This window comes from Anaerocolumna sp., from assembly GCF_032079385.1.
Taxonomy (GTDB): Bacteria; Bacillota; Clostridia; order Lachnospirales; family Lachnospiraceae; genus Anaerocolumna.
This window is the reverse complement of the sequence record NZ_DAMAUC010000004.1, coordinates 41,576-66,798: the sequence shown is the minus strand read 5'-3', so window position 1 is coordinate 66,798 and position 25,223 is coordinate 41,576. Positions and strand designations below refer to the sequence as shown.

The window sequence follows — 25,223 nt, the reverse complement described above, 5'->3', positions numbered from 1 at the left end:
AATATTCTTTCACCTAACTATTCGTTTTAGAATAGACCAAGTGCCTTGGCAGCCCGTCCACCATATATGGAGTCAATTCTCCCTGAATCAATGGTCTTGCATAATTTAAAAATTCATCTGTAACAGATATTCCGTCTTCGCCAATCCAGCCGGCTGGAATCTTTTTCTCCAGATTAGCAATTTTATTAATATCATAAACATCTGTAACGCACAGATAAGGACTGGTTGATATCCTCTTTAGGATTATCATTTTGCCAGTTTCTCCTGCAATTGCAGCAGCTACAGCAGCGCCTCCAGCCATAAAGGCTTCATTGATATCCACCAGAGAGGCTAGATGGGAAGCACTTCTTTGTATGGTGTTTAGCTCAATGGAACGTGCTTTACAGCCAAATTCAGAGGAAACTTTATTGGCCAGATAATTACCTGATCCGCTTAATAAAGTATGTCCAAAATTATCGGTATAGGTAGCACGATCTACCAATTCACATACATATCTGCCGTCTGCTAAATGAATACCTTCCGATATGGCTATAACAACGGATTTTTTTACTTTTTGCAATTGCTCCAATTTTACCATAAAATCATCCATATCAAAAACTAACTCAGGAACGTAAATCATATCCGGTCCTTCACAGTCATCTCCTTTGGATAAAGCCGCTGCTCCTGTTAACCAGCCAACATTACGTCCCATAATTTCAATAATGGTTAAGTTCTTCTGATCATAAACTAAACTGTCTCTTATTAATTCTTTTGTTGTGGCTGCAATATACTTAGCTGCACTGCCATATCCGGGAGTGTGATCCGTAGCTTCCAAATCATTATCAATAGTTTTAGGAACTCCCATAAAACGAATATTGCTTCCTATGGAGGCCGCATATTTGGATAATTTCATGATGGTATCCATGGAATCATTTCCGCCAATGTAGAAGAAATATTCTACCTCCAGCTTCTTTAATATCTGAAAAACTTTATCATAAACCTGTGAATTGTCCTTTGCCTCCGGTAATTTATAACGGCAGGAACCCAAATAGGAAGAGGGGGTTCTTTTTAATAATTCTATTTCCACTTGGCTTTTCAGCTCCTGCTCCAGGTCAATATACCTTTCTTCTAAAAGTCCCTGTATTCCGTTTAACATGCCGTATACTTTTTTTACGCCCTTATCCTTAGCAGTTTTAAAAACACCAGCCAAACTGGAATTTATCACTGCGGTAGGTCCTCCCGATTGACCAACCATCACATTTCCTATCATTTTTGTACCTATTACATATCACATCTTCATTCAGGTATGTACTCTGCTGCCCGATATGACACTGCCACAAATAAACGGATTGAAAGAATAGCTTCGTGGCAGCCTTTCTATTTGTATATTTCCTTTCAACCTTCCAAAGAATACCCCTTAGGGAGCATCTTAAAGCAAATTGGGAAGATGCTTTTTCTTATGAATTAACATTCTTTCCATTTATATTTCGTTAGTCTTATCATAAATGATATTACTTAATTTTGCAAATTGATCTAAAGTTAAGGCCTCTCCGCGAATAGAAGGGGTCAGGTTTAACTCCTGTATGGATTCCGATATAATATCTTTTGGCAAATGTATCTCTGGAGAATTATTCAGGCCATTGACCAAGGTCTTTCTTCTTTGATTAAAGGAAGCCCTTATAATCTGAAATAACAATTTTTCATCTTTTACATCAACGGGTCTTTGCCCGTGAAGCGTTAATCGAATCACTGCGGAACCCACATTAGGTCTTGGCATAAAACAGTTTGGCGGTACATTGGCAGCAATATATGGCTTGGCATAATATTGTACTGCAAGGGATAGTGCACCATAGTCTTTACTGCCCGGACCTGACTGCATACGATCAGCCACTTCTTTTTGAACCATAACTGTTATATTGGTAACAGGAACATGAGCTTCAAATAGTCCCATGATTATGGGGGTAGTAATATAATAAGGAAGATTTGCTACAATTTTAATTGGTTTTCCGTTATTTCTTTCCTGCACCAATTTGTTAATATCAACCTTTAAAATATCTTCATTTATTACGGTAACATTGTCATAATCAGAAAGGGTATCCTCAAGTATGGGAAGCAAAGATTTATCGATTTCTACTGCCACTACTTCTCTGGCAGCTTCACAAAGATACTGTGTTAACGTTCCTATTCCCGGGCCTATTTCCAAGACCATATCCTCTTTTGTAATCTCTGCTGATTTGATGATTTTGTCCAGTACATGGGTATCAATCAGAAAGTTTTGTCCAAACTTCTTTTGGAAAACAAACTGGTATTTATTTAAAACTTCAATGGTTTCTTTGGGATTCCCTAGTTTAGCCATTACTATAAACTTGCTCCTTTCAAAGTCTGGAGACTTTGTGCTATGCACAAATCTCCGGTTGAAAGAATTTCATTTTTCAACCTAACTTCTTTCTTTTTTATTATGTGTTATTATTTATGCTGTTGCTATACTTATCTAAATTAGTATTTTTATCGAAAGCAAGAATCTATAATAATTGCTTTAAAGTTTATACAGTTTCTTTGCATTCTCTTCCGTAACAGCAATTACTTCTTCATAATCCATATTTTTTAATTTGGCAATTTCTTTCGCCACATGGATTAAATTCAGGGAGGTATTTCTCTTCCCTCTGTTAGGTTCCGGTGCCAGATAGGGGCTGTCTGTCTCTAATACCAATTGTTCAATGGGTGCATATTCCACTACTTCTTTTAATTTTTTACCATTCTTAAAGGTTACCACACCGCCGATTCCCAAATAAAATCCCATATTCAGATAACTTTTTGCGATGTCTTTTCCATAGGAGAAACAATGTATAATACCTCCCACTTTCTTTAAATCGGAAGCAGTAATCATATCAAGGGTATCTTTTGCTGCCTCCCTGCTATGAATAATAGCAGGAAGGTTTATTTCCTTAGCCAGTTCCATTTGTCTGTCGAACCACATTTTTTGAACTTCCCGGTCCGTGGCATCCCAATAATAATCTAAGCCAATTTCTCCTATTGCAACTACCTTAGGCTCTTTTGTCATTTCCTTTAACCATGCAAAGTTTTCTTCATTTAAATCCTTGGTTTCATCAGGATGCACTCCTACAGAACCATAGACAAAAGGATACTGTCTGGTTAAATCCAAAGTAGTTTTTACGGATTCTAAACTGGCAGATACGTTTACAACAAAGCTGATTCCGCTTTGCTGTAAACTCTTTAGTACATCTTCTCTATCCTGTTCAAATGCTTCATCATCATAATGAGCATGTGTTTCAAATATCATAGTAATCCTCCATGCCTTCAATAGCCTTCGAAATGCAAATCAAGATACTGCTTTAGCAAATCTCAGCTCCTGCAGGCATATCTTTTTCCGGTACCATCATGGACAGATTACCATTTTCGTCTTCTGCACATAACAGCATTCCTTCCGATAAAATTCCTGCTAATTTAGCTGGCTTTAAGTTAACTACCACCATTACTTTCTTTCCAACCATCTCTTCCGGTGAATAATAAGCTTTGATACCGGATACGATTTGTTTAACCTGAGAACCAATTTTAACCTGAGAGCAAAGTAGTTTTTTGGACTTAGGAACAGCTTCACAGGCAATGATTTCACCTACCTGAAATTGTAGTTTTGCAAAGTCATCATAGGTAATTTCTTCTTTACTTGGAATGTCAATAACAGTTCCTTCTTTTGAGTCCACATTATTTGCACCTGCTGCACTATCTGCTGCTTCTCCTGATTGCTTTGCCTTTTCTGCTTTTTTGGCTTCCACTTTTTCTAAAACTTCTTTTACATCCAAACGTGCAAAAAGGATTTCCGGTTTATCAGTCACTTTCGTTCCATTGGCATATAAACCAAATTCTTTTAATTCATCAACGGTTCTTACTCTTGTATTTAACTGAGTTAAAATTTTAGCTGAAGTTTCCGGCATAAAGGATTTTAATAAACTTGCACCAATACAGATACTTTCCACCAGATTATATAATACGGTTGCAAGGCGAGGTTTCGTAGATTCTTCTTTTGCCAATACCCAAGGCATTGTTTCGTCAATATATTTATTACATCGCTTAAATAACGTAAATATTTCAGAAATAGCGTCTGCCACTCTAAGCTGCTCCATTTTAGCCGCTACTTTCCTAGGAGTTTCCAGAACTAAATCCATTAATTCCTTATCTACTTCTTCTCTTACACCTGTATGCTCAACAACACCTCCAAAGTATTTATTGGACATGGAAATAGTTCTGTTAACCAAATTTCCTAATGTGTTAGCAAGTTCGGAATTCATTCTTTCCACCATTAACTCCCATGTTATTACACCATCGTTGTCAAAAGGCATTTCGTGTAATACAAAATAGCGGACTGCATCTACTCCAAAGAAGTCCACCAATTCATCGGCATATAGAACATTTCCTTTGGATTTGCTCATCTTGCCTTCCCCTTGTAATAACCAGGGATGGCCAAATATTTGCTTGGGTAGTGGTAAATCCAGTGCCATTAACATAATTGGCCAGTAAATGGTATGGAAACGCAGAATATCTTTTCCAATTAAATGTAAATCAGCAGGCCAGAATTTATTATATAAGTCGCCGTTATTACCGTCAACATCATATCCAAGTCCGGTAATGTAATTACTTAGAGCATCTATCCACACATACACCACATGTTTGTTGTCAAAATCCACAGGTATACCCCATTTAAAAGAGGTTCTGGATACACAAAGATCCTGTAATCCCGGAAGAAGGAAATTATTCATCATCTCATTCTTTCTGGACTCCGGCTGAATAAATTCAGGATGAGTATTAATGTGTTCAATTAAACGATCTGTATATTTGCTAAGTTTTAAGAAATAGGCTTCCTCTTTTGCAGGCTGCACTTCTCTGCCGCAGTCAGGACATTTTCCGTCTACCAGCTGTGAAGCTGTAAAGAAGGATTCACAAGGAGTACAGTACATTCCTTCATAACAACCTTTATAAATATCACCTTGCTCATATAACTTCTTAAATATCTTCTGTACCTGTTTTTCATGATAGTCATCGGTAGTACGGATAAACTTATCGTAAGAGGTGTTCATTAGATCCCATATGGACTGAATCTGTCCGGATATTTTATCAACGAATTCCTTCGGTGTAACCTTTGCATCTGCTGCTTTATTCTCAATTTTCTGTCCGTGTTCATCCGTACCGGTCTGGAAGAATACTTCATATCCTTGTTGTCTTTTAAATCTTGCTATACTGTCTGCTAACACAGCTTCATAGGTATTACCGATATGAGGCTTTCCGGATGTATATGCAATGGCTGTTGTAATGTAATATGGTTTTTTACTCATTCAAATCTCCTCCTATAAGTGAGTATTTCTTTCTCTAAATAAATCATACATAAAAAAACTCCCGCCTTTAAATAATTTAAAGACGAGAGATTATCCCGTGGTACCACTTTAATTCAGTCTGGTCTCCCAAACCCTCTGTCATTGCTTCCAGCTTACGCCTGTTACAACTAATCACTATAACGGGTGCTCCCGTCCCAGCCTAAAGAATCATTTCTCTCAGTGGGCAGCTCCAAGACCATCTTCCACATATCCTCATGACCCCTTCTCAGCTATGGGGGACTCTCTGTACATAATTCCATGCTTCTCTTCTTTTCCCAGCATTTAAAATATAAAGTTATAAAAAACGACTGGTAGAACAGTATTTATGCTATTCTACCCATTTTTAATATATTTTAGCATAGCACGCGGTTTTTAATTTGTCAACCGTTGGTGTTTTTAGAGTCAGAAAGAAATTAAAACATCTATTTGTTCATTCACTTCAGATTTAATATATTGTTATTATATAACAAATATATCTATAATACTACTTAGGTCCATTAATATAAATAATAAGCTACTTCGCATTTTATCCTTTTACAATTATAATCGATTATCATGACCCTATGGATTTATAATGTCTTATACCCATCTTCCAGAAGCAATAGCAGGGTATTATAAATAAAATCGCAAGAAGTGGCAGAAACATGTACCAGTCCTTTCCGTCCTTATCTAATATATATAATAAAGGGTAATACTGAATCAGTGCATAAGGCACAATAAAAGTAGTAATTTGAAGTATTCTTTTTCCATAAATATTCACCGGATATTTGCCGAATTCCCTGGCACCGTCTATGAATATATTCATAAACTCCAAGCCTTCTATAGTAAAAAAGCAAAATGCTGCATATATAATAAAAATTCCTGTAAATAAAACCGCTCCGCCGATAATCATAAATATTACCGTTATAATTTTATTAAAATTCCAGTCTACCTGGCTGTTGTGAATGCCATATATAAACATGACAATTGCCTGAAGCATCCTTCCCACTCTGGTAAATTCAATTTTGCTTCCAAGGACCTGCAGCATTACATTACTGGGCCTTACCATAATCCGGTCAAAATCACCGTTACTGATGGTAGAGGAGAATGTATCAAAACCTCTTGCAAAGCATTCCGCTAAGGTATATCCCATTAACAGAATTGAAAAACAAAGGAGAATCTCACTAAAAGTAAAGCCTTTGACTCTATAAAATCTTTGAAGCATAAAATAGACTCCTAAAAATACGTTAAAGGAAACTAAAAATTGTCCTATAGCTGTTAATAAAAAGGAGGTCTTATATTGCATTACGCTTTTTAGATGTATTGTAAAATAACGTAAATATAGTTTCATACCTTTACCCTCCCTGAACCACCACTTTTTTAGCAGCTTTTTTTGTCAGCAATTTACCCATAGCCACCAACATCACGAGCCAAAATAGCTGTAAAGCAGCTTTTTTGTATATATCTATACTGGCTATATCACCGCTGTATATACGCAAAGGGACATTTTGCATGGAGGCAAAGGGAAGGAGCTCCACAACCATCCTAATATTATCTGGAAGGAAAGGCAGCGGAACTACCGAACCTGAAAAGAATTCCACTACAGAAATGGCTACCATTCGGACTCCCATAGGGGATATTGTAAAAAACGTACTGATATAGACTAACATGCAGAATGCAACTACCACCAGACAGCCCAAAATCAACGTAATAAGAAACCATATGGCTGAAAGGATATCTTTTGGCAAATGGAGCCGGTAAGGTTCCGGTATAATAATTGCAATTATCAGAATAGGCATACTTCTTAATACTGCTTTGGATAACCGGTTGGCTATGCTTCTTGTAAACCACATATTATACAAATCAATAGGCCTACACAGCTCATATGCAATATTGCCATTCTTAATGGTATCAAATATTTCATTTTCTAAAAACCAGGTCATAAATAAAGCCAATAACGCCTGCTGCAGCCAAATGTAGGAAACGAGTGCGGAAAAGGCCATTGGGAATTCACTGCTGCCTTCTTCATAAAAGGCTTTAAACAGCAATAGCTCAAGCATCCCCCAGGTAAACTGGGTGGCAATACCCGCTAAGGCTGCCGCTCTGTATTGAAGTCCATTTACAAAACGCAAACGAAAGAAAGAGAGATATTTTTTCACACCCATACCTCCTATATTTCATACTCTTTATAAAGTTTAACAACAACTTCATCAATAGAGGCTTCTGATATGGAAATGTCCTTTATATCTACCTGAGCTGATAATTTCCCAATTGCTTCTGAAACCTGTATTTTTTCCGTATCGATATCAATAATACTATGTTTTTTTACTGAATCATATATTCCCGGCTTATAAACCTTCTCCGTTTCTTTCTTAGAAGCAACACCTGTTTCATCCGGTACTAAAACCATACCATTACATAGCTCTAAGTTCGGTCCTTCATATTCCAATATTAATTTTTTGTGTCCTGCAAACCTTTTTTTCATATCCTGAAGACTGCCGTCTAATAGAATTTTTCCTTTTCCAATCAGAATAATCCTTTTGGTCAGTGCCTCAATATCCTGCATATCATGGGTGGTTAAAATAACCGTGGTCTTGTGCCGGTTATTCATATCCAGTATAAAGTTGCGCACCGCAATTTTAGATACTGCATCCAGTCCAATGGTTGGTTCGTCAAGAAATAATATTTTGGGGTCATGTAATAAAGAAGCTGCAATTTCACAGCGCATTCTCTGTCCTAAGGACAGTTGTCTCGTTGGGGTTTTGATGATTTTCTCCAGATTTAAAAGGGTAATTAGTTCCTCTAATTTATCCTTATACTTGAGACTCGGAATCTTATAAATATCCCGAAGTAATTCAAAAGAATCAATTACCGGGACGTCCCACCAGAGCTGAGTACGTTGTCCGAAAACAACACCGATATCCTGTACATGGGCTACCCGATTTTTCCACGGGGTTCTTCCGTTTATCAGGCAGGTTCCGCTGTCAGGTGTAAGAATTCCGCTTAAGATTTTAATTGTACTGCTTTTACCTGCACCGTTAGGTCCTATATATCCGACCATTTCACCATCATTAATAGTAAATGACAGGTCGTCCAGTGCTTTTACGTATTCATACTGTTTGTTGAACAGGGCCTTAAAAGCCTCTGCAAAACCGGCATTACGCCTTGCGACCTGAAAGGTCTTGCTAATGTGTTCCACTTGAATCATTATATTTCCTCCTGGTAGTAATATTTGTGTGAAATACTCCATGCATCAGCGGGCACCTCCATAATGGTGAAATGCCTTATATACACTGGTATCTCTAAATATCTTGCCAAGCGGTCTGATCTTCTTGGATTTTGCCAAAAAAGAACCGTGGTAAGTGAAAATATTTATGTAATTTATTACAAATGCCTATCTATCTTACATCCTATTTTGGTGCTTGTCAAATATAAAATTAGGTTATAGATTTTATAATATTACTTTACTTATCCCAAAAATAATGTTATAATACAGGAAATAATAAATATGGCAAGAGACTAAGAGATGCCACACAAAGTATGCTACTAAGTAGCATGATTTTGTGTGGCTTTTTTACGTTCTTATGACAACGAGGAGGTAACAAGATGTATGATGTTGCAATTATTGGTGCTGGAGTAGCTGGTACCTTTATTGGGAGAGAATTATCTAAGTATCAGTTAAAAATTCTAATAGTAGACCGGGAGAATGATGTAGGAAACGAAACCACAGCAGCAAATAGTGCAATCATACATGCTGGCTATGATGCAAAAGCCAAACTATTAAAAGGCAAATTTAATGCACCAGGTAATGCAATGTATGATGAGATCTGCGAAGATTTAGATGTACCTTTTAAAAGAATTGGTTCCCTGGTAATTGGCTTTAACGAAACAGACCATAAAACCATTCAAGGATTATATGAAAACGGTCTTAAGAATAAGGTTCCTGATATGAAAATATTAAATCATGATGAAGTACTTGAAATGGAGCCCAACTTAAATGATACCGTTTATTCTGCTCTATATGCCCCTACAGCAGGAATTATATCTCCTTGGGAGCTTGCCATCGCATTGGCAGAAAATGCAATAGAAAACAGTGCAGAACTCAAACTTGAAACTACCGTTACAGATATTAAGAAAGACGAAGGCAGCTACACATTAATAACAGATAAAGGCAATTTTACTGCAAAATATGTAATAAACTGTGCGGGTATACATACGGATATTATTAACAATATGGTTGCTGAACCTTATTTTAATATTCGTCCCAAAAAAGGAAACTATTATGTATTAGATAAAGGCATTGACCTCGTAAATCATGTAATCTTCCAATGTCCCACAGAAAAAGGGAAAGGCATCTTAATTGCACCTACCGTACATGGTAACTATTTGGTGGGTCCTGACTCTGAATTCGTAGAGGACAAAGACTCCGTAGCTACCGAAGCAAAATGTTTGGAATATGTAAAAGAAACCAGCTTATTGTCTTCCACTGCCATACCTTTTAACAAAGTGATTCGGTCCTTTGCAGGATTAAGAGCAAACAGTAATTTGGATGACTTCATTATTGAGGAAGCCAGAGGCGCCAAGGGCTTTATTAACGTGGCAGGTTTTGAGTCCCCCGGACTTTCCTCCATACCCGCAGCAACCCAGTATGTGGTGGAATTAATAGACAAAATAGCAGGCGGATTAACTCCGAAGAAGGATTTTAATCCAAAAAGAAGAAAAGTAGTCCGTTTTAATGAATTACCGGAAGAAGAAAAGAAAGCACTGATTAAAGAAAATCCTCTTTACGGAAAGGTAATATGCCGCTGTGAAACCATAACAGAAGCAGAGATTATTGATTGCATTCATCGAAAAGCAGGTGCTGCCTCTGTAAAAGCTGTTAAAAAGAGAGTAAGACCGGGAGCAGGACGTTGTCAGGGCGGCTTTTGCGGTCCCCGTGTAGTTGAGATACTGGCAAGAGAATTAGGAATTGACGAGAAAGAGGTTCCTTATGACAGCACTGAAGCTTATATACTGACTGGGAAAACAAAGAACGAAGAGTAATTTTAAGAATTTCTTGATATATTTAAGATGCCCAAAAAGAGCATCCTGTTTGAAAGTGTAAAGAAAAGGCACTCAGTGCCAGAATCGAGGTAGACATGGAAAATTATGATCTTGTGGTAATTGGCGGAGGACCGGCCGGTTTGGCTGCCGCCATCGAAGCCAGAAAAAATGGTGTGGAGAAAATCCTTGTAATAGAAAGAGACCGGGAACTTGGGGGTATCTTACAGCAATGTATACATAACGGTTTTGGATTACATGTATTTAATGAAGAATTATCCGGCCCGGAATATGCCGGAAGATTTATTGAAGAATTAATGTCTATGAACATTGAATATAAATTAGATACTATGGTTCTTGATGTAACGGATGACAAAGTAATTCATGCAATTAATCAGCAGAATGGTTACATTACCATTCAGGCGAAGGCAGTTATACTATCCATGGGCTGCAGGGAACGTACCGCAGGTGCCATAAATATTCCGGGGACAAGGCCTTCCGGAGTATTTACCGCAGGTACTGCGCAACGGTTTATTAATATGGAAGGCTACATGGTAGGCAAACGGGTGGTAATCTTAGGTTCCGGAGATATCGGTCTTATCATGGCAAGAAGAATGACCCTGGAAGGAGCTAAAGTATTGGCCGTAGTTGAAGTACTTCCTTATTCCGGCGGCTTAACCCGAAACATTGTACAATGTTTGGATGATTTTGATATTCCATTGTATTTAAGCCATACTGTTATTGATATCAAAGGAAACAAACGTGTAGAAGGAGTTACCATTGCGGAAGTAGATGAAAACAGAAAGCCAATACCGGGTACAGAAATTGACTACGATTGTGATACCTTACTTCTTTCTGTAGGATTAATACCGGAGAATGAATTAACCGCACAAGCCGGAGCACAACTGGATCCTCATACCAACGGACCATTTGTAAACGAATCCATGGAAACTTCAAGAAATGGAATCTTTGCCTGTGGCAACGTAGTTCACGTACACGACCTGGTGGACTTTGTTACGGAAGAAAGCCGCAGAGCCGGACGGGGAGCAGCAAACTATATTCAGAATAAACTAGTAAATCAAGGTCAAACCTTTAAAACTAAACCACAAAATGGTGTATCTTACATAGTACCTCAAACAGTCCGGATAGAGAATGTTGAGAAAAACTTAGACCTGTTCTTAAGAGTTCGTAAGGTATATAAAAATGTAAAATTAGTCATTAAAGGGGACGATGAAATAATTAAAGAAATTAAGAAGCGCAATCTTGCACCGGGAGAAATGGAACATTTGACTCTTCCAGTAAGCAGTTTAACCGGTAAATCCTTTGAATACTTAACCATTGAAGTAAAGGAGGAAGCATAATGGAAAAGCATAAATTAATCTGTATTAATTGCCCTATGGGCTGCCATCTGGAAGTAACTAAGACAGAAAACGGCGGTTGGCTGGTAGAAGGAAATCAATGTAAAAGGGGTACCTCCTATGCCATAAGAGAATTAACGGAACCTACCCGCGTACTTACTTCAACGGTAATTATTAAAAACGGCTTTCTTCCCCGTTTACCCGTCCGAACCGAAACAGCCATTCCAAAAGAAAAGATATTCGAAGCTATGGACGCAATTAACAAGGTTGTTGTGGAAGCGCCTGTTAAAGTTGGAGATGTAATCATAGAAAATATTCTAGACACCGGAATCAATGTAATTGCTTCCAGGAATATGTAAAAATCAGTGAATTAACCTTCCCTCTGGTTTATAGAGGTTGTCTAAACCATCAAGAGAATGGGATGCTGTGTGTAGTTATAGCATCCCATTCTCTTGATAATTTAGATTAGAATTTATCTTTTAATGAATAGCAAAATAGCAAAGCTTAATATTCCACATATTGGTGCACATATTGCAATAATATTCCTAACTTTATTCTTATCTTTAAAAATTATCCATAGTATCTTATATAAACCTAACCCTATTACCCCTCCAAGAACATTTAAGATAACATCATCTTGATTGGGCATACGCCATTCTACATAAAGACCAATTGAGTGTTGACTTTTTAACTTTATCAGCAATATCCCATAAGTTATCAACGATTCTTATTTCAACATTTCTTTTCATTAATTCTAATAACAAATCATTCAACTCATGTTTTGCCTTTGGAACTTGAGCTGTCTTTGCAACATAGTATCCTGCAACATTATCTTGAAGTTCAAAATCATCCGTATCAAATTCGTACAAGTACAACGTGGTTGTTCTCATTGTTTCAAACCACTTACTCTCAATAATAACCGCATGTGATAGTGTTTCAGAAGAAAAGAATTTCTTCTTATCCATTTCGGAAGTATTTTTTCCTACATGATAAGTAACTCTGGGACAATCTCTTGGTGTCAAAAAATTAGGCAGTCTTTCTTCATCAATAGCCCAAACCAGCCCGACTGTTTTATCCAAATCATCTCTATCCGGTATTCTAGGTTTAAAAATCCGTATATTATCTTCTTCACTTACGTGAAATAAACGCATATAAAGCACCTCCCTCTATAGTGTTTCCGTTATTCTTTACCCCTTTCACAAGTAGAAACTCCCTGTTATTAACCATAGTAGAAGTTATACATCTATTTTACTATCAAATATTTTTATATTCAATACACAGCTTTGCCCTAAAAAAACGTAAATTAAACTTTGAGAGTAGGGAATAGAGATTTTCCAATGGAACTAAGAAATCTCTATTCCCTACTCTCAAAGTTTTTCCATAACCTTCTCTGGGCAAAGCGTACGTAATTAATTCACTATATTTCTTCTATATACTGTATCCCTTGCGCATGACTAAGAAGCTGTATAACATAAGCATGATGCATTTTCTTTTGAGATTTTAGAGAAATTACCAGTGCAATACTATCCATCCCCGGTATTTCGCCTTTATTCATTAACATATCCTGAACGTCTAAATCATTTTCCTTTAAATAGTTCATAAAGGACGATATATGACCGATATTATCAAACTCAATATAAATATCAATAACCTTTCCGCCGGTTCTGATTTTCTGATCCACCTTATGAAGAAATATCATGGCTATTACAATTGCTATTCCTCCAATAATTGCTCCGGAATAAAAACCAGTTCCAATGGCAAGACCCAGACAAGCAGCTACCCAAAGTCCTGCTGCTGTCGTTAAACCTTTTATTTGGTTCCTGCTGGTTACAATAATAGTACCTGCACCTAAGAAACCAATGCCGCTGACTACCTGCGCTCCAAGTCTTGCTGGGTCAATATCGTAGCCGGTGAAGGTCTGGCACATATATTGATTTGTTATCATTACTAAAGTTGAACCGATACAAACCAGCATATAGGTACGAAAACCTGCAGGGCGATTCTTAATTCCTCTTTCGAAGCCTAATACGCCTCCCATAAGCATGGCAAGTAAGATTCTAACTGAAATTGAAATGACATTTACTTCATGTAATATATTATAAATATTGTCAAAACTTATTTCATCCAAATTTTAATACCCTCCAAATATAAGACTTCGTTAATCGTTATATTTGCAGAAATTTCATTTCTAGAGAGAATCTCCAATATCTTTGATGGAATTAAAAATAAAATCAGGTTTTATCTCCGACTTATCTACATCTTCAAGCTTGGTTTCTCCTGTTAAAACTAAGATCCCGGTACTTCCGTTATTGACCCCTGTAGCCACATCCGTGTATAAACGGTCTCCAACAAACGCAATTTCTTCCGCCTGATAACCAGTAAGTTTCGTTATCATTGCAACTGTTTTATCTGTAGGCTTACCCATAAATTCAGGTTTAACTCCTGTGGACAATTCAATTGCTGCACAGATAGCTCCACAGTCCGGAATAAATCCTTCTTCTGTGGGACAGTTTATATCCACGTGAGTTGCAATAAATTTAGCACCATTCCGAATATATGTACATGCCCTTTCCAATTTTTCATATGTTATAGTCATGTCAAATCCAACCACAACAATATCCGGATTAGTCGTTACTAATGAAATTTCTGCATCTTTAAAACTTTTTTCCAGTTCTTTGGTTCCTAATAAATAAACGCTTGCACCATTATAATACGATTTAAGATACTCAATGGTTACATCACCAGATGTTAATATATCTTTTTTCTCAATATAACAGTTCATCTTTTTCAGCTTTTCTATATAATCTCTTGGAGCTTTCGAAGAATTGTTTGTAAAAAAGATAAATTCTCTTCCGGTTTCTTTTACATTATTTAGGAAGTCTAAAGATCCCTCATAAATCCTATCACCCAAATAAAAAGTACCATCCATATCTAATACAAATAATTTTATATCATTCATTGATTTCTTGTTTCCCATAAAGCCTCCCGCTTAAATTCTCTACAAATCCAGGATTTGTTGCAATTAAAGATTTGTTAAAATAAAGTTTGTTACAGCAAAGTTTATTTACAATATAGTTTTGTTGTAATCGAAGATTTCTTACAATCAAAGGTAAGTTGCAATTAAAGTTACTTAAATTAAAGTGCTTATTTAATCTAAGACTTAATTTTTATTTACCTTCTTGAGATTTAAGCCATTCTTTGCAAAGACCGGGATAGTCAGTAATAGCTCCATTACAGCCCCAGTCATATAGTTTCTTAAGACTTGCTTCATCATTTACAGTCCATACGTTTAATTTAACATTATGAGCTCTGCAATCTTCTATTATATCATCGTCCAAGCCTTCTATATCAGGATGATAGCATTCAAAATTATATTTGCTTACATAATACCCAGGGTTACCAATACCTCTTTTATTAACTAAAACTCCACATTCAATATTAGGAACCAATTCTTTACATCTAATTAGGGATAGATGATTAAAGGAGGAAAACATTACTTTATTCTCTATACCATATTTCAAAATCATATCAACTACTTTTTCTTCCAATTCCTTGTAATAATAGTGACCTGTTTTTAGCTCAATATTAGTTGTTACATCCTTATCTTTTACCCAGCTTACATATTCTTCAAAACTAGGTATGGGATTAAAACCATGTTTATCACCAAAGGTTGCCATAACATTAAACTTACGAAGTTCTTCAAAGGTATAATCTTTAACATTACCGGTTCCATCGGTAACCCGGTCAATGGTTTCATCATGAATAATAACTAAAACATTATCCTTTGTTAATTGAACATCCAATTCCAATTCATCACAGCCGGCTTCCACTGCCTTTTTAAAAGAAATCATTGTATTTTCAGGGTACTCTCCGCAAAAACCTCTATGTGCTATTACTTTCATTAATTGTTACCTCTCTTCTTATGCTATTTTAATATTTAGTCCTATTTTATTAGAAAAACTAATATTTGTAAATCACTAATTGGTAGTTTCTTCTTGAGGTACGTTATTCCAGTTATCATACTGATTAATAACAGTATAATTCTTTTGATTGTCCATTACTACCTTAACATTACCGTTTAACTCTGTGTGATAGTAAGCAGTTTCTGCTTTTACAAAATTATTATAAACAGACATACCATCTATTTTGTCATTCATGGCAACAACTATTTTGGCCTGAATGTTTTTAATCCAACGGTTAGAATTGGAGGTATCTACTCCATGATGGTTGGCTTTTATTACGTCCGACTGTAACTCATCTCCATAAGTCTTTACCATATCACGCTCCTTGGTAATATAAATATCTCCAGCAAATAAAGCCGTTGACTCTCCATATATGAATTTCATAACAATAGAACTATCATTTATGAATTGTGTACTGTTATTAGGATAATCCTTGGGATATTCAATTTCCGCCGGCGGATTATATATTTTAATTTGAATTTCGGATCCAAAGGTTAGTTCGTTTCCCTCTTCCAAATATTCCACCGGAATATTCCTTTTCTCAAGTTCATTTGCAAACTTTTTATATGTATTGGTAGTATACTCCACTTTATTACGATAAACCTTACCGATCTCAAACTTATCCGCTATGCCGAAAAAACCTCCAATGTGGTCAATATGAGGATGGGAAGCAACGAAATAATCAATCTTTTCAATACCCAGTTCTTCTAAGAAATTAATAATGCGGGGCGCACATTCAGGTAGACCTGCATCAATAAGCATCACCTTTCCATCTGGAGAAATTAAAAGTGAGGAATCTCCCGATTTATCCTCTGCACTCTCTATAGCAGGTAAATCAAGAAAATATATAGTAAATTTCCCTTCATCCTTTGACCGGTCGATAATTTCACTACGACGGTCAATTTGCTCCTCACTGCCTTCCCCTGCCTCCTGCTCCATTGTGCTAGCATCTTTCGAATCATTTGATTTGGAGTTACTTTTACATGCTGTTAAGCTAATACATATAGCCAACACAAATAACAATGGAAAGAATGCTTTTAATATTCTTCTTTTCATTCCACTCTCCTTATAGATATCTATTATTTCATTGCCGCCTTAGAATATCCAGTTAACATATATTTTTGGAATATAAAGAATAATATGATAACCGGTAACACTGCCATAACTGCACCAGCCATTATTTCATGGTTGTTCATGGTAGCCTGGCCTGCAAAGGTATTCTTAAGATGAGCCAAACCTACAGTAAGAACACGGGGCTGATCTTTTGCAATAATCTTTGGCCAGAAATAACTGTTCCAGCCAGTAGTAAAAGTAACTAAAGTTAAAGTAACGATAGTGGACTTACACATAGGAACTAATATCTTAAATATGACACCAATTCTGCCCATTCCATCTACTCTTGCAGCTTCAATATAGCTGCTGTCCACGGATAAGAAGGTCTGGCGCAGCATAAAAATATAGTAGGGCGAAACCGTATTAGGCAATATTAAACCTAAAAAGGTATTAGTGAGTCCCCATTTTGCGAACATAATATAAATTGGTATAAATGTTACCTGTATAGGAATCATTAAAGCACCTAATACAATCAGGAATAAGAAATTTTGACCTTTAAACTTTCCAATAGAAAAGCCATAGGCTCCAAGTATACCTGTTAAAATTTCTGATATTAATATTCCTGCTGTCATAATAATAGTATTAATATAGTATTTACCAAAGTTCGCCTTATTGAATACATTTACATAGTTTTCAAAATGCCATTCTCTCGGCCATAAGGTAGGAATACTTAATAATATTTCATCCTGGGATTTTACAGATGAAATTAACATCCAATAAATTGGAAATGCTACTATAATTGTAATAATGATTGCAACTACATATTGCAATACTTTAGCTGCCTTTTTTCTGGCAATAGCCGCATTGTTACTGCGGTAGTCCAAATTATTCATCGTACTCATTTTTATCCCCTTTCCTTTTCTAATCTCCGGTCATCACATTAAGAGTCATAGGTTACACTCTTTTTCGATATTTTCATGGTTAATGCAGTTACAACAAGTAAAATAAAGAAGAAAAATACTGCAACTACAGAAGCACGATCCATTCTGAAATCCTGCATTGCATATTTATATATCATATATACAATAACTTCAGTAGATCTGTATGGTCCACCACCTGTTAAAATATCTACGGATTGGAACACTTTCATTGAGGATATAAATGTTGTAACAAGTAAGAATAATGTAGTAGGTGAAAGCATTGGAATTGTAATTTTCCAGAATCTTTTGAAGCTGTTGGCACCATCTAAAGCTGCTGCCTCATAATAATCCTTGGAAATACTAAGCATTGCAGAAAGATAGATCATCATACCATATCCGATAGCTCTCCATCCGGTTAAAATAAGTACCGATATTAACGCTGTATTTTTATTTCCTAACCAATCAACTTTATCAATTCCTATGGTTCCGAGGAAGTAATTTAATATACCACTATCTGTATTAAGAATCCATATGAACACAACTGCTGCTGAAGACATGGCAACATATCTGGGCATAAATACCACTGCTCGCAGCACGGAGAATGTTTTCGTTATTTGGTTAAATAATAATGCAAAAAGTAATCCACCACCTAAAGTAATCACTATTTCCCCTAAGGAATAAAGAGCAGTAATTTTTAATGAATTTAACAAATACTTTGTACCGGAACCGGAAAATAACCATTCCCAATTCTTAAAACCAACATATTGATAACTATCATTAATTAAATTCCAGTCTGTAAAACTTATGCGAATTACTTCTACAATAGGATAATATGTAAAGATCGCCAAAAGTATCAATGCCGGCAAAACACAAGTAAAATCTTTAACTGATGAAATAGCGTAGGTACGATTCTTTTTTCTTTCAGGCTTTTGCTTTCTTACATCTGCATCCATATTTACGCCCCCTTTATTGAATTAATTTGAAAAAGGAACTCCTTTGGGTGTATGCCTTGCCAGAGGAGTTCCTTTTCATTAAGTTCTTCTGTCTTGGTTTACTTGGTCATTATTGATCTGCCAGTACTTCATTAATTTCTTCAGCCATATATCCCATTTGTTCTTTAACATCCTTCTTTTCAATAATTGTTTCGGCCATATAACTCTTCCAAATATCTGCTAACTGGCTCCAAGCTTTATGCTGAATTCTTGGATTAATTAAGTCAAGGTTATCAAAGATAGCCTGGAATGCAGGTTTTTCAGCTAAGAATTTCTGAGCTTCTTCTGTTTCAAGAACAGATTTTCTTGTAGGCATATATCCGGTATCTGTAGCCCATGTCATGTTAACTTCTTCACTTACAAGGTATTCTAAGAATTTAAAGGAGGCATTTTTAACAGCCTGATCATTCTTTGAAGGTACTAATAATACACAGCCGCCTACTTCAGAATTATTCGTCTTGTCACCTGGGTACCATGCCATGCCAACTTCAAAATCACATTTGTCAACATAAGTGTTATATAAAGAACTGGTATGTAAAACAGAGAATGCTTTCTTATCTATAAAGTTTTGGCGCATGATAGAGGATGCATCTTGACCGGTTGCCCAATATGCATATCCATTATCGCACCAGTCTTTAATTTTATTAGCAACTTCAACTGCTGCATCACCATCTAAATCTGTGGTAACTCCATCTTCATTTACAATGTTAACACCTTTGTTTAAATAGAAGGTTTCAAAATACCATTGATCCCATCCAGGAATAATAGTACCATAAACATCTGTAGTTCCATCTGCGTTAATTTTTGATACTGATTTTAAGAACTCATCCATATCGTCTATTTTAGCAGGTATAGTTACCCCTAATTCCTTTGCCATGTCTACGTTATAGTACATAACCTGTGTAGAAATTAAGAATGGAACGGATACTTGTTTTCCTTCATAAGAAGTAGCATTTATCAATCCCAAACCAAAGTCGTTCATATCCATGCCTGCTGCTTCAATATATGGAGTTAAGTCTTCGGTTAAACCGCTTGCGCCATATTCCGCAACATATGGAGTGTTAGCCACAACAACTCCAGGAAGCCCGGTTCCTGCTGCATGTGCTGCAACTAATGCCTCATTAACATCGGAATAACTTCCAATATATTCGGCTTCTACTGTAATTAAATCCTGGGAACTATTAAAGTCATTTACTACTTTTTCAACTACATGGGAATATTGTTCTTCCAATGCATGCCACCATTTAATCGTAATAGGTTCTTTTACTTCATATTTTGATGTGTCTACAGGCTCTTTTTTTTCTTTGCCGGTTTCGGTTTGTGTTTCCGCTTTGTTGCCCGTTTCTTCTGACTTCTTCTTTCCACACCCCGCCAACATAGTAATGCAAACTGTTAAAACTAGAATTACCGCTAATAATCTCTTTTTCATAAACCTTCCCCTTTCAATTTTAATAAAATGGTCACTCCTATAATTTATAATTATATATGATAAGCGTGAATCTTCATGTGCCGTCTGCAGCTTCCAAAACAGACCTGCAACAAAGTACTAAGAATAAAAATCATGATAATGGAAGTGTGAGTATAAAACTTTCATTCTTCACCTCCTATATTAAACTTATACTCTTTTCTTTATCTCCATTCATAATTCATTTGCATATCGCCTTATCATATATTATTAACCAGCAATAAAGATACCAGCTACATACATATATCTTGATCAGATTACTGATTCACATATTGGCTTTTTATAAGCAATAATGGGCACAAAAAAAAGAACAAACAAGCTTGTCTCTCAGGAGCAGATAGACATAGTCTTCCCTCCTAAAGCAAACAGCTGCTTCTTCTCTCATTCTCTATCGCAACTATTATCTCTTATAATTTTATGCACATTATAACACTATATCTATAACAATGCAAGTTTTATTTGACCTTTATGTGCAATTTTAAATAAATATACTAAATCACCAAGAATTTGTTTAAAATTTATACAATATATTTAATATATTAAACTATTTATCGTTAATTTCTTACAACTATTTTATCTTTTTCCCTTTTTCTTACCGAAGCATTATTTTACATCTGTCTCAACTGCATTAACAAATTTTCTAAATACACTTAAATAGCAGAATGAACTTACATAAGCAGCAAAACTGACAAGTGCAAATATAAAATATGGAGCAGTATAGATTATCAATCCTCCGATTGCCAATATTATAATAATTAAAATCGTGATTGGCAGATTTCCTACTCCCATAATACATGCATTCTTAACCACTTCTTTTACATTCATTTGAAAATAGGCCAATACCGGAAAAAGATAAACACAGATTATAAAATACATAATACCAATGGCTGCAATTGCAAAGAAAAGAAATTTACCAGTTTGGGTACCCATTCGCAAACATATGTATCCATCTATTACTAAGAAGCCGGCTCCCAGTAACATAAAAATCCAAAGCAGAGTAGATTTAACAAAATTATTCTTAAATGTTTTGAAAAAAGATTTTAACACATAACCCTCTCTATTATCTGCCATTTTTAAAGTATAATCATATAAGGCAGTTGTGGAAGCTCCTATGGTTATAATAGGAATGCAGCATATAAGCCATATTAATCCAACAAATAATATGTTGGTCATATTGGTCATAAATTCCCAGAAAGAATTTTCAGGATTAAATAAATTTTTAAGCATCTCAAAACCTCCCATCGCTAATGAACAACCTACACTCCGTTAAGGAAGCGACACCTTTCTTTGTATTTTTCTTTCTTACATTGCATACCAAAATACACTATGCTAAAATATAGCTATACTAACAAAGGAGAAAAGCATATGGATAAGAAGAAATGTACCGTTCATTTTTCCAATGAATCCGGTAAATTAAAACAAATGAACCTAAGACAAAAAATAGGATATATATGGGACTATTATAAAAGTTATTTATTTCTTCTAATTCTTGCCGCCTTAGTTATATTCTATATTGCTGATGCCTTACACCAACGTTCCAGAGAAATTGTTTTGCAAGGCTTTTTTTCCAATGATGATAATAATCTGTTTGATGCCAAGGTCATTGAGGAAGACTTCGGCAAATACTTAACCCTTGGTCCGAAGCAGCGGGTTGTTTTCGATGATTCTCTATATGTAGAGCTGGATTCGGATTCCGAGTATGTGGTTGCAAGCCAAGGTAAAATATCTGGCTATATTGCAGCTAAAGAACTGGATTTTATTGTAACCACTCCTGAACTGGTACAGCACTATAGTACCCATATCCCTCTTATGGATCTTGAGGTCTTTTTTCCCAATAACTTGTTAAAAAGTATAAATGGACATTTGCACTATGTAGAAGGAACCGATTTGGTTAAAAAGGCTTATGCCCTTGATTTATCCCAATCCCGTTTTATGAAAAATGTAGATTACAAAGGGGATACTCCCTACTACCTTATCATTCCCTCTAATGTATCAGCGTCAGAGACATTATTTTCTTTTATCAAATACGCTTTTGGTCTTTAATCGTTATTTATTGGTATGTATTAAATTTTTCCCATAATTCCATAAATCTGTATCAGTGGTTGATACAGCTATGGCACCCGATTCAAGGGACAATTGAATATCTTCCTCATCGCTGATTAACCCTCCTGCTATAACCGGAATATTAGAAGCTTTCGTTAAATTTTTTAATATTTTGGGCATTACACCGGGAAGAATTTCGACAAAGTCAATCTGACTTTTATTAACGTGAACATGAAAGTTCTTATAGGCTATGGAGTCAATCATAAAAACCCTTTGAATTGTCATTAAGCCTCTTTCTTTGGCGGATTTAAGCATATTAGATTTAGTACTTATGATTCCATCTGCCAAGGTATTGCTTGCAATAAATTGAACGGCTATATCGGAATTGGATAAACCTTCAATAAGGTCTACGTGAACAATTGCAATCTTTTTGGCGGATTTTACGGTATCTACAATTCCTTCAATGGTACATATATTACCATGAAGGATAAAAACTACTTCACATTTTGAATTCAAACAAGCTTTTAATCCCTCCTCATTCTTTATTGCTGATATAATTGGGTATTTTTTAAGACTCTCATATATATAATTCATTTCTGCACCATTTTCCTTTAACCTAATACGATTGATTTAACCCTCTAAATTTAAACTGGTATCATTATATCAACATTCATATGGAAAAGCTATAAATATATATACTTTTGCTATATTTTTTTAAAATTGCCACTTTCTTTTCTTAATTTTTAAACACTAACTGCAAATATTTCCTTTAATATCTGTATTTTAATTAAATTATATTGTATTTTTTCTGTATTCATTGTTAAAATTGACCTTTTCATTCTATCTATTCTTTTTTATTCCATACATCTATGAATGAGATAAACTCTCCTGACATAATTTAATAGTAAGTCAAAAACTTAAGTATTTCTTAAAAATTGGTATTTTTATTGACAGATAATAGCAACTAATATACTTTTGTATATGAGACAATTTACTTATGAAATTATTTTAAAAGAAATGGGAGTTTTCTAAATTGAATTCTCTCAGAAAGGCTTGGTACATATAATGAAACAAAGAAAAAAGCATCTTATATTTTCCCTTCTTTTACTTCTTCTTATCACCTTTCTAATAGGTTGTTCCCAACTTGAAGGTAAAAAGAAAGATGGAAAGGAATTTGACAAATTCTTAGATGAAATATTTCAAACGGAAGTACAAAAAGATACACTTACTTTAAATTATTCTTTGGCACACCCGGAGAATTACGGAATTACGGATCCTAAAGTCTCTCTGGGGCATTATTCTGTAAATTACTTAAAAGATATGTTAGTCTCCTCTGAAAACTACTTAGCAAGATTAGAAGAGTATGACTATAATTCTTTGTCAGACTCTCAAAAACTGACCTATGATATTTTAAAAATGGATTTAGGTTTAGAGAAAGAAATGGGTGACTTAATTCTATATAATGAAATTCTGGGACCTACTACAGGAATTCAGGCTCAACTTCCTGTTCTTCTGGCAGAGTATACCTTCTACGAGAAAGGTGATATAGAAACCTATCTTGCATTACTTCCAAAGGTACAGGATTATTTTGACGAAATCATTGAATTTGAAAAAGAAAAATCCGCATCAGGACTTTTTATGAGTGATGAAGTTGCAGATAGTATTATTGAACAATGTGAAGCGTTTATTGCAGATAAAGAGAACAATTACTTAATAGATGTTTTTAATGATAAGATAAAAAGCTATAAGGGATTAACGAAAACGGAAATTGCCTCATATACAGAAACAAATGAGAAAGCGGTTAAAAATTATATAATCCCTGCTTATGAGAACTTAATATTTGCTTTAACCCAATTAAAGGGCACCGGAACCAATGATGGAGGCCTTTGTAATTATGAACATGGCAGAGAATTCTATGAATATTTAATGAAAACAAATACCGGCTCCTCTAAGTCCGTGCCGGAGCTTAAGAAAATGCTGGATGAAAACATCAGTGGTAATATGCTAAAACTTACCTCCCTTATGATGAAAGATCCTTCCATGGCAGACAAGGTTATGTCTTTAGAATATCCGTTAACGGATCCTTCTGAAATCATCGATTACTTAAAAAAAGAGATTAAGAAAGACTTTCCGGCATCTCCTGCAGTAGGCTGTTCCATTAAATATGTCCACGAATCCTTACGGGAGCACTTAAGTCCTGCAATGTACTTAATACCCCCTATTGACAATTATAAAGATAATGTAATTTATATTAATAATAATCCCTCCTATGATTTATCACAAATCTTTACCACAATAGCACATGAAGGTTACCCCGGCCACTTATACCAATCCGTATTCTTTAGAAATCTGGAGCCTGCACCTATTCGAAGTTTATTAAACTTTGGTGGCTATGTTGAGGGATGGGCAACTTATGTGGAATACTATTCTTATTACTTAGCCGGTTTTGATAAAAATGTAGCGGAGTTTTTAGAAGCAAGTATGGCAGCTAATATGTCTCTCTACTGCCGTTTGGATATAGGTATCCATTATGAAGGCTGGACTCTTGCAGAAACTGCAAGTTATTTAAAATCCTTTGGAATCAACAACTCTACAACAGTTAAGCTTTTATACCAAACTATGATTGAAGAACCTGCTCTTTATCCCCAGTATGGTATTGGATACTTAGAATTTCTGGAATTACGAAAAACTGCTGAAAAAGCATTGGGTGATAAATTCGTTTTAAAAGACTTTCACGAGTTTTTGCTAAACCTAGGTCCTGCACAGTTTGATATAATTGGCGACCGCTTAAATACATGGATAGAAGAACAAAAATAACTTGATAATAATAAAACCATGCCTTGTAAGTCAGACATGAAACTATGTCTATTAACAGAGTGTGGTTTTTCTATTTTTATATCCCCTTAACCAAACAAATTAATAAGTTTTTATTTTCAAATCGTAAAATTGTTAAATTTTTAACTAAAATTTATTAATTTTTTATTAGATTTATTGACATTTGCCAAATAGGATTCTATACTTATAATTGGTATATTTTTTATATCA

Annotated in this window: 22 protein-coding genes and 1 other annotated feature; of the genes, 5 read left to right on the top strand and 17 right to left on the bottom strand. The window is 35.3% G+C overall.

The features are described 5' to 3' along the window. Nucleotides 1-13: 13 nt before the first annotated feature. The 7 genes from RT261_RS04875 to RT261_RS04845 all read right to left on the bottom strand — a co-directional run bounded on the left by RT261_RS04875 (nt 14) and on the right by RT261_RS04845 (nt 8,553). Nucleotides 14-1,249 carry a 6-phosphofructokinase gene (locus RT261_RS04875; protein ID WP_313130088.1) on the bottom strand — a complete coding sequence of 412 codons (1,236 nt, stop codon included), beginning with the start codon at nt 1,247-1,249 and terminating at the stop codon, nt 14-16. A gap of 210 nt (nt 1,250-1,459) precedes the next feature. Continuing rightward, on the bottom strand, nt 1,460-2,335 hold the full coding sequence (gene rsmA / locus RT261_RS04870) for a 16S rRNA (adenine(1518)-N(6)/adenine(1519)-N(6))-dimethyltransferase RsmA (protein WP_313130085.1): 876 nt from the start codon (nt 2,333-2,335) through the stop codon (nt 1,460-1,462). A 180-nt stretch (nt 2,336-2,515) separates the two neighbouring features. Further along, nucleotides 2,516-3,280, bottom strand: a complete 765-nt coding sequence (locus RT261_RS04865; protein ID WP_313130083.1) for a TatD family hydrolase — start codon at nt 3,278-3,280, stop codon at nt 2,516-2,518. A 52-nt stretch (nt 3,281-3,332) separates the two neighbouring features. Further along, nucleotides 3,333-5,327: a methionine--tRNA ligase gene (gene metG / locus RT261_RS04860; RefSeq protein ID WP_313130080.1), complete on the bottom strand. Its 1,995-nt coding sequence runs from the start codon at nt 5,325-5,327 to the stop codon at nt 3,333-3,335. Between the two features lie 75 nt (nt 5,328-5,402). Further along, nucleotides 5,403-5,652: a binding site (T-box leader), on the bottom strand. A 267-nt stretch (nt 5,653-5,919) separates the two neighbouring features. Then, entirely contained in the window at nt 5,920-6,696 is a 777-nt protein-coding gene (locus RT261_RS04855; protein WP_313130078.1) for an ABC transporter permease, read from the bottom strand. 4 nt (nt 6,697-6,700) lie between these two features. After that, nucleotides 6,701-7,510: an ABC transporter permease gene (locus tag RT261_RS04850; RefSeq protein WP_334308244.1), complete on the bottom strand. Its 810-nt coding sequence runs from the start codon at nt 7,508-7,510 to the stop codon at nt 6,701-6,703. A 5-nt stretch (nt 7,511-7,515) separates the two neighbouring features. After that, nucleotides 7,516-8,553 (bottom strand): ABC transporter ATP-binding protein, encoded by a 1,038-nt coding sequence (locus tag RT261_RS04845; protein WP_313130073.1) that lies wholly within the window; start codon nt 8,551-8,553, stop codon nt 7,516-7,518. 398 nt (nt 8,554-8,951) lie between these two features. Here RT261_RS04845 and RT261_RS04840 point away from each other — a divergent pair, with 398 nt between their 5' ends. From RT261_RS04840 to RT261_RS04830, 3 genes are all read left to right on the top strand, one after another. After that, the gene (locus RT261_RS04840; protein WP_313130071.1) at nt 8,952-10,388 is read left to right on the top strand and encodes an NAD(P)/FAD-dependent oxidoreductase; all 1,437 of its coding nucleotides are present in this window, start codon (nt 8,952-8,954) and stop codon (nt 10,386-10,388) included. Nucleotides 10,389-10,483: 95 nt separating this feature from the next. Continuing rightward, nucleotides 10,484-11,746, top strand: coding sequence for an NAD(P)/FAD-dependent oxidoreductase (locus RT261_RS04835; RefSeq protein ID WP_313130069.1), 1,263 nt, complete (start codon nt 10,484-10,486; stop codon nt 11,744-11,746). Then, entirely contained in the window at nt 11,746-12,102 is a 357-nt protein-coding gene (locus RT261_RS04830; RefSeq protein ID WP_313130067.1) for a DUF1667 domain-containing protein, read from the top strand. Before RT261_RS04835 ends, RT261_RS04830 begins: the two co-directional genes overlap by 1 nt. Nucleotides 12,103-12,375: 273 nt before the next feature. Here the strand turns inward: RT261_RS04830 and RT261_RS04825 are convergent, their stop codons facing one another. The 9 genes from RT261_RS04825 to RT261_RS04785 form a co-directional block, all read right to left on the bottom strand. Then, complete coding sequence (locus tag RT261_RS04825) at nt 12,376-12,894, bottom strand: DUF6886 family protein (RefSeq protein WP_313130064.1); 519 nt, start codon at nt 12,892-12,894, stop codon at nt 12,376-12,378. A 266-nt stretch (nt 12,895-13,160) separates the two neighbouring features. Next, nucleotides 13,161-13,871 carry an MgtC/SapB family protein gene (locus RT261_RS04820; RefSeq protein WP_313130062.1) on the bottom strand — a complete coding sequence of 237 codons (711 nt, stop codon included), beginning with the start codon at nt 13,869-13,871 and terminating at the stop codon, nt 13,161-13,163. Between the two features lie 60 nt (nt 13,872-13,931). Beyond that, entirely contained in the window at nt 13,932-14,720 is a 789-nt protein-coding gene (locus RT261_RS04815; RefSeq protein ID WP_313130059.1) for an HAD-IIA family hydrolase, read from the bottom strand. 190 nt (nt 14,721-14,910) lie between these two features. After that, nucleotides 14,911-15,645 (bottom strand): glycerophosphodiester phosphodiesterase, encoded by a 735-nt coding sequence (locus RT261_RS04810; protein ID WP_313130057.1) that lies wholly within the window; start codon nt 15,643-15,645, stop codon nt 14,911-14,913. 75 nt (nt 15,646-15,720) lie between these two features. Beyond that, nucleotides 15,721-16,761, bottom strand: a complete 1,041-nt coding sequence (locus RT261_RS04805; protein ID WP_313130055.1) for a ComEC/Rec2 family competence protein — start codon at nt 16,759-16,761, stop codon at nt 15,721-15,723. 23 nt (nt 16,762-16,784) lie between these two features. Continuing rightward, the gene (locus RT261_RS04800; protein WP_313130052.1) at nt 16,785-17,660 is read right to left on the bottom strand and encodes a carbohydrate ABC transporter permease; all 876 of its coding nucleotides are present in this window, start codon (nt 17,658-17,660) and stop codon (nt 16,785-16,787) included. A gap of 38 nt (nt 17,661-17,698) precedes the next feature. Continuing rightward, a complete protein-coding gene (locus tag RT261_RS04795) occupies nt 17,699-18,631 on the bottom strand; it encodes a carbohydrate ABC transporter permease (RefSeq protein ID WP_313130049.1) in 933 nt (310 codons plus the stop codon). A gap of 109 nt (nt 18,632-18,740) precedes the next feature. Further along, nucleotides 18,741-20,099: an ABC transporter substrate-binding protein gene (locus tag RT261_RS04790; RefSeq protein ID WP_313130047.1), complete on the bottom strand. Its 1,359-nt coding sequence runs from the start codon at nt 20,097-20,099 to the stop codon at nt 18,741-18,743. A 639-nt stretch (nt 20,100-20,738) separates the two neighbouring features. Then, complete coding sequence (locus RT261_RS04785) at nt 20,739-21,362, bottom strand: YesL family protein (RefSeq protein ID WP_313130044.1); 624 nt, start codon at nt 21,360-21,362, stop codon at nt 20,739-20,741. Nucleotides 21,363-21,500: 138 nt separating this feature from the next. On the opposite strand from RT261_RS04785, the gene RT261_RS04780 reads away from it, so the two are divergent. Continuing rightward, nucleotides 21,501-22,178, top strand: a complete 678-nt coding sequence (locus RT261_RS04780; RefSeq protein ID WP_313130042.1) for a hypothetical protein — start codon at nt 21,501-21,503, stop codon at nt 22,176-22,178. A gap of 3 nt (nt 22,179-22,181) precedes the next feature. On the opposite strand, the gene RT261_RS04775 is transcribed toward RT261_RS04780, so the two are convergent. Further along, nucleotides 22,182-22,772, bottom strand: a complete 591-nt coding sequence (locus RT261_RS04775) for a glycerol-3-phosphate responsive antiterminator (RefSeq protein WP_313130039.1) — start codon at nt 22,770-22,772, stop codon at nt 22,182-22,184. Nucleotides 22,773-23,243: 471 nt separating this feature from the next. Here RT261_RS04775 and RT261_RS04770 point away from each other — a divergent pair, with 471 nt between their 5' ends. After that, nucleotides 23,244-24,995 carry a DUF885 domain-containing protein gene (locus RT261_RS04770; protein ID WP_313130036.1) on the top strand — a complete coding sequence of 584 codons (1,752 nt, stop codon included), beginning with the start codon at nt 23,244-23,246 and terminating at the stop codon, nt 24,993-24,995. The last annotated feature ends 228 nt before the right edge of the window (nt 24,996-25,223 follow it).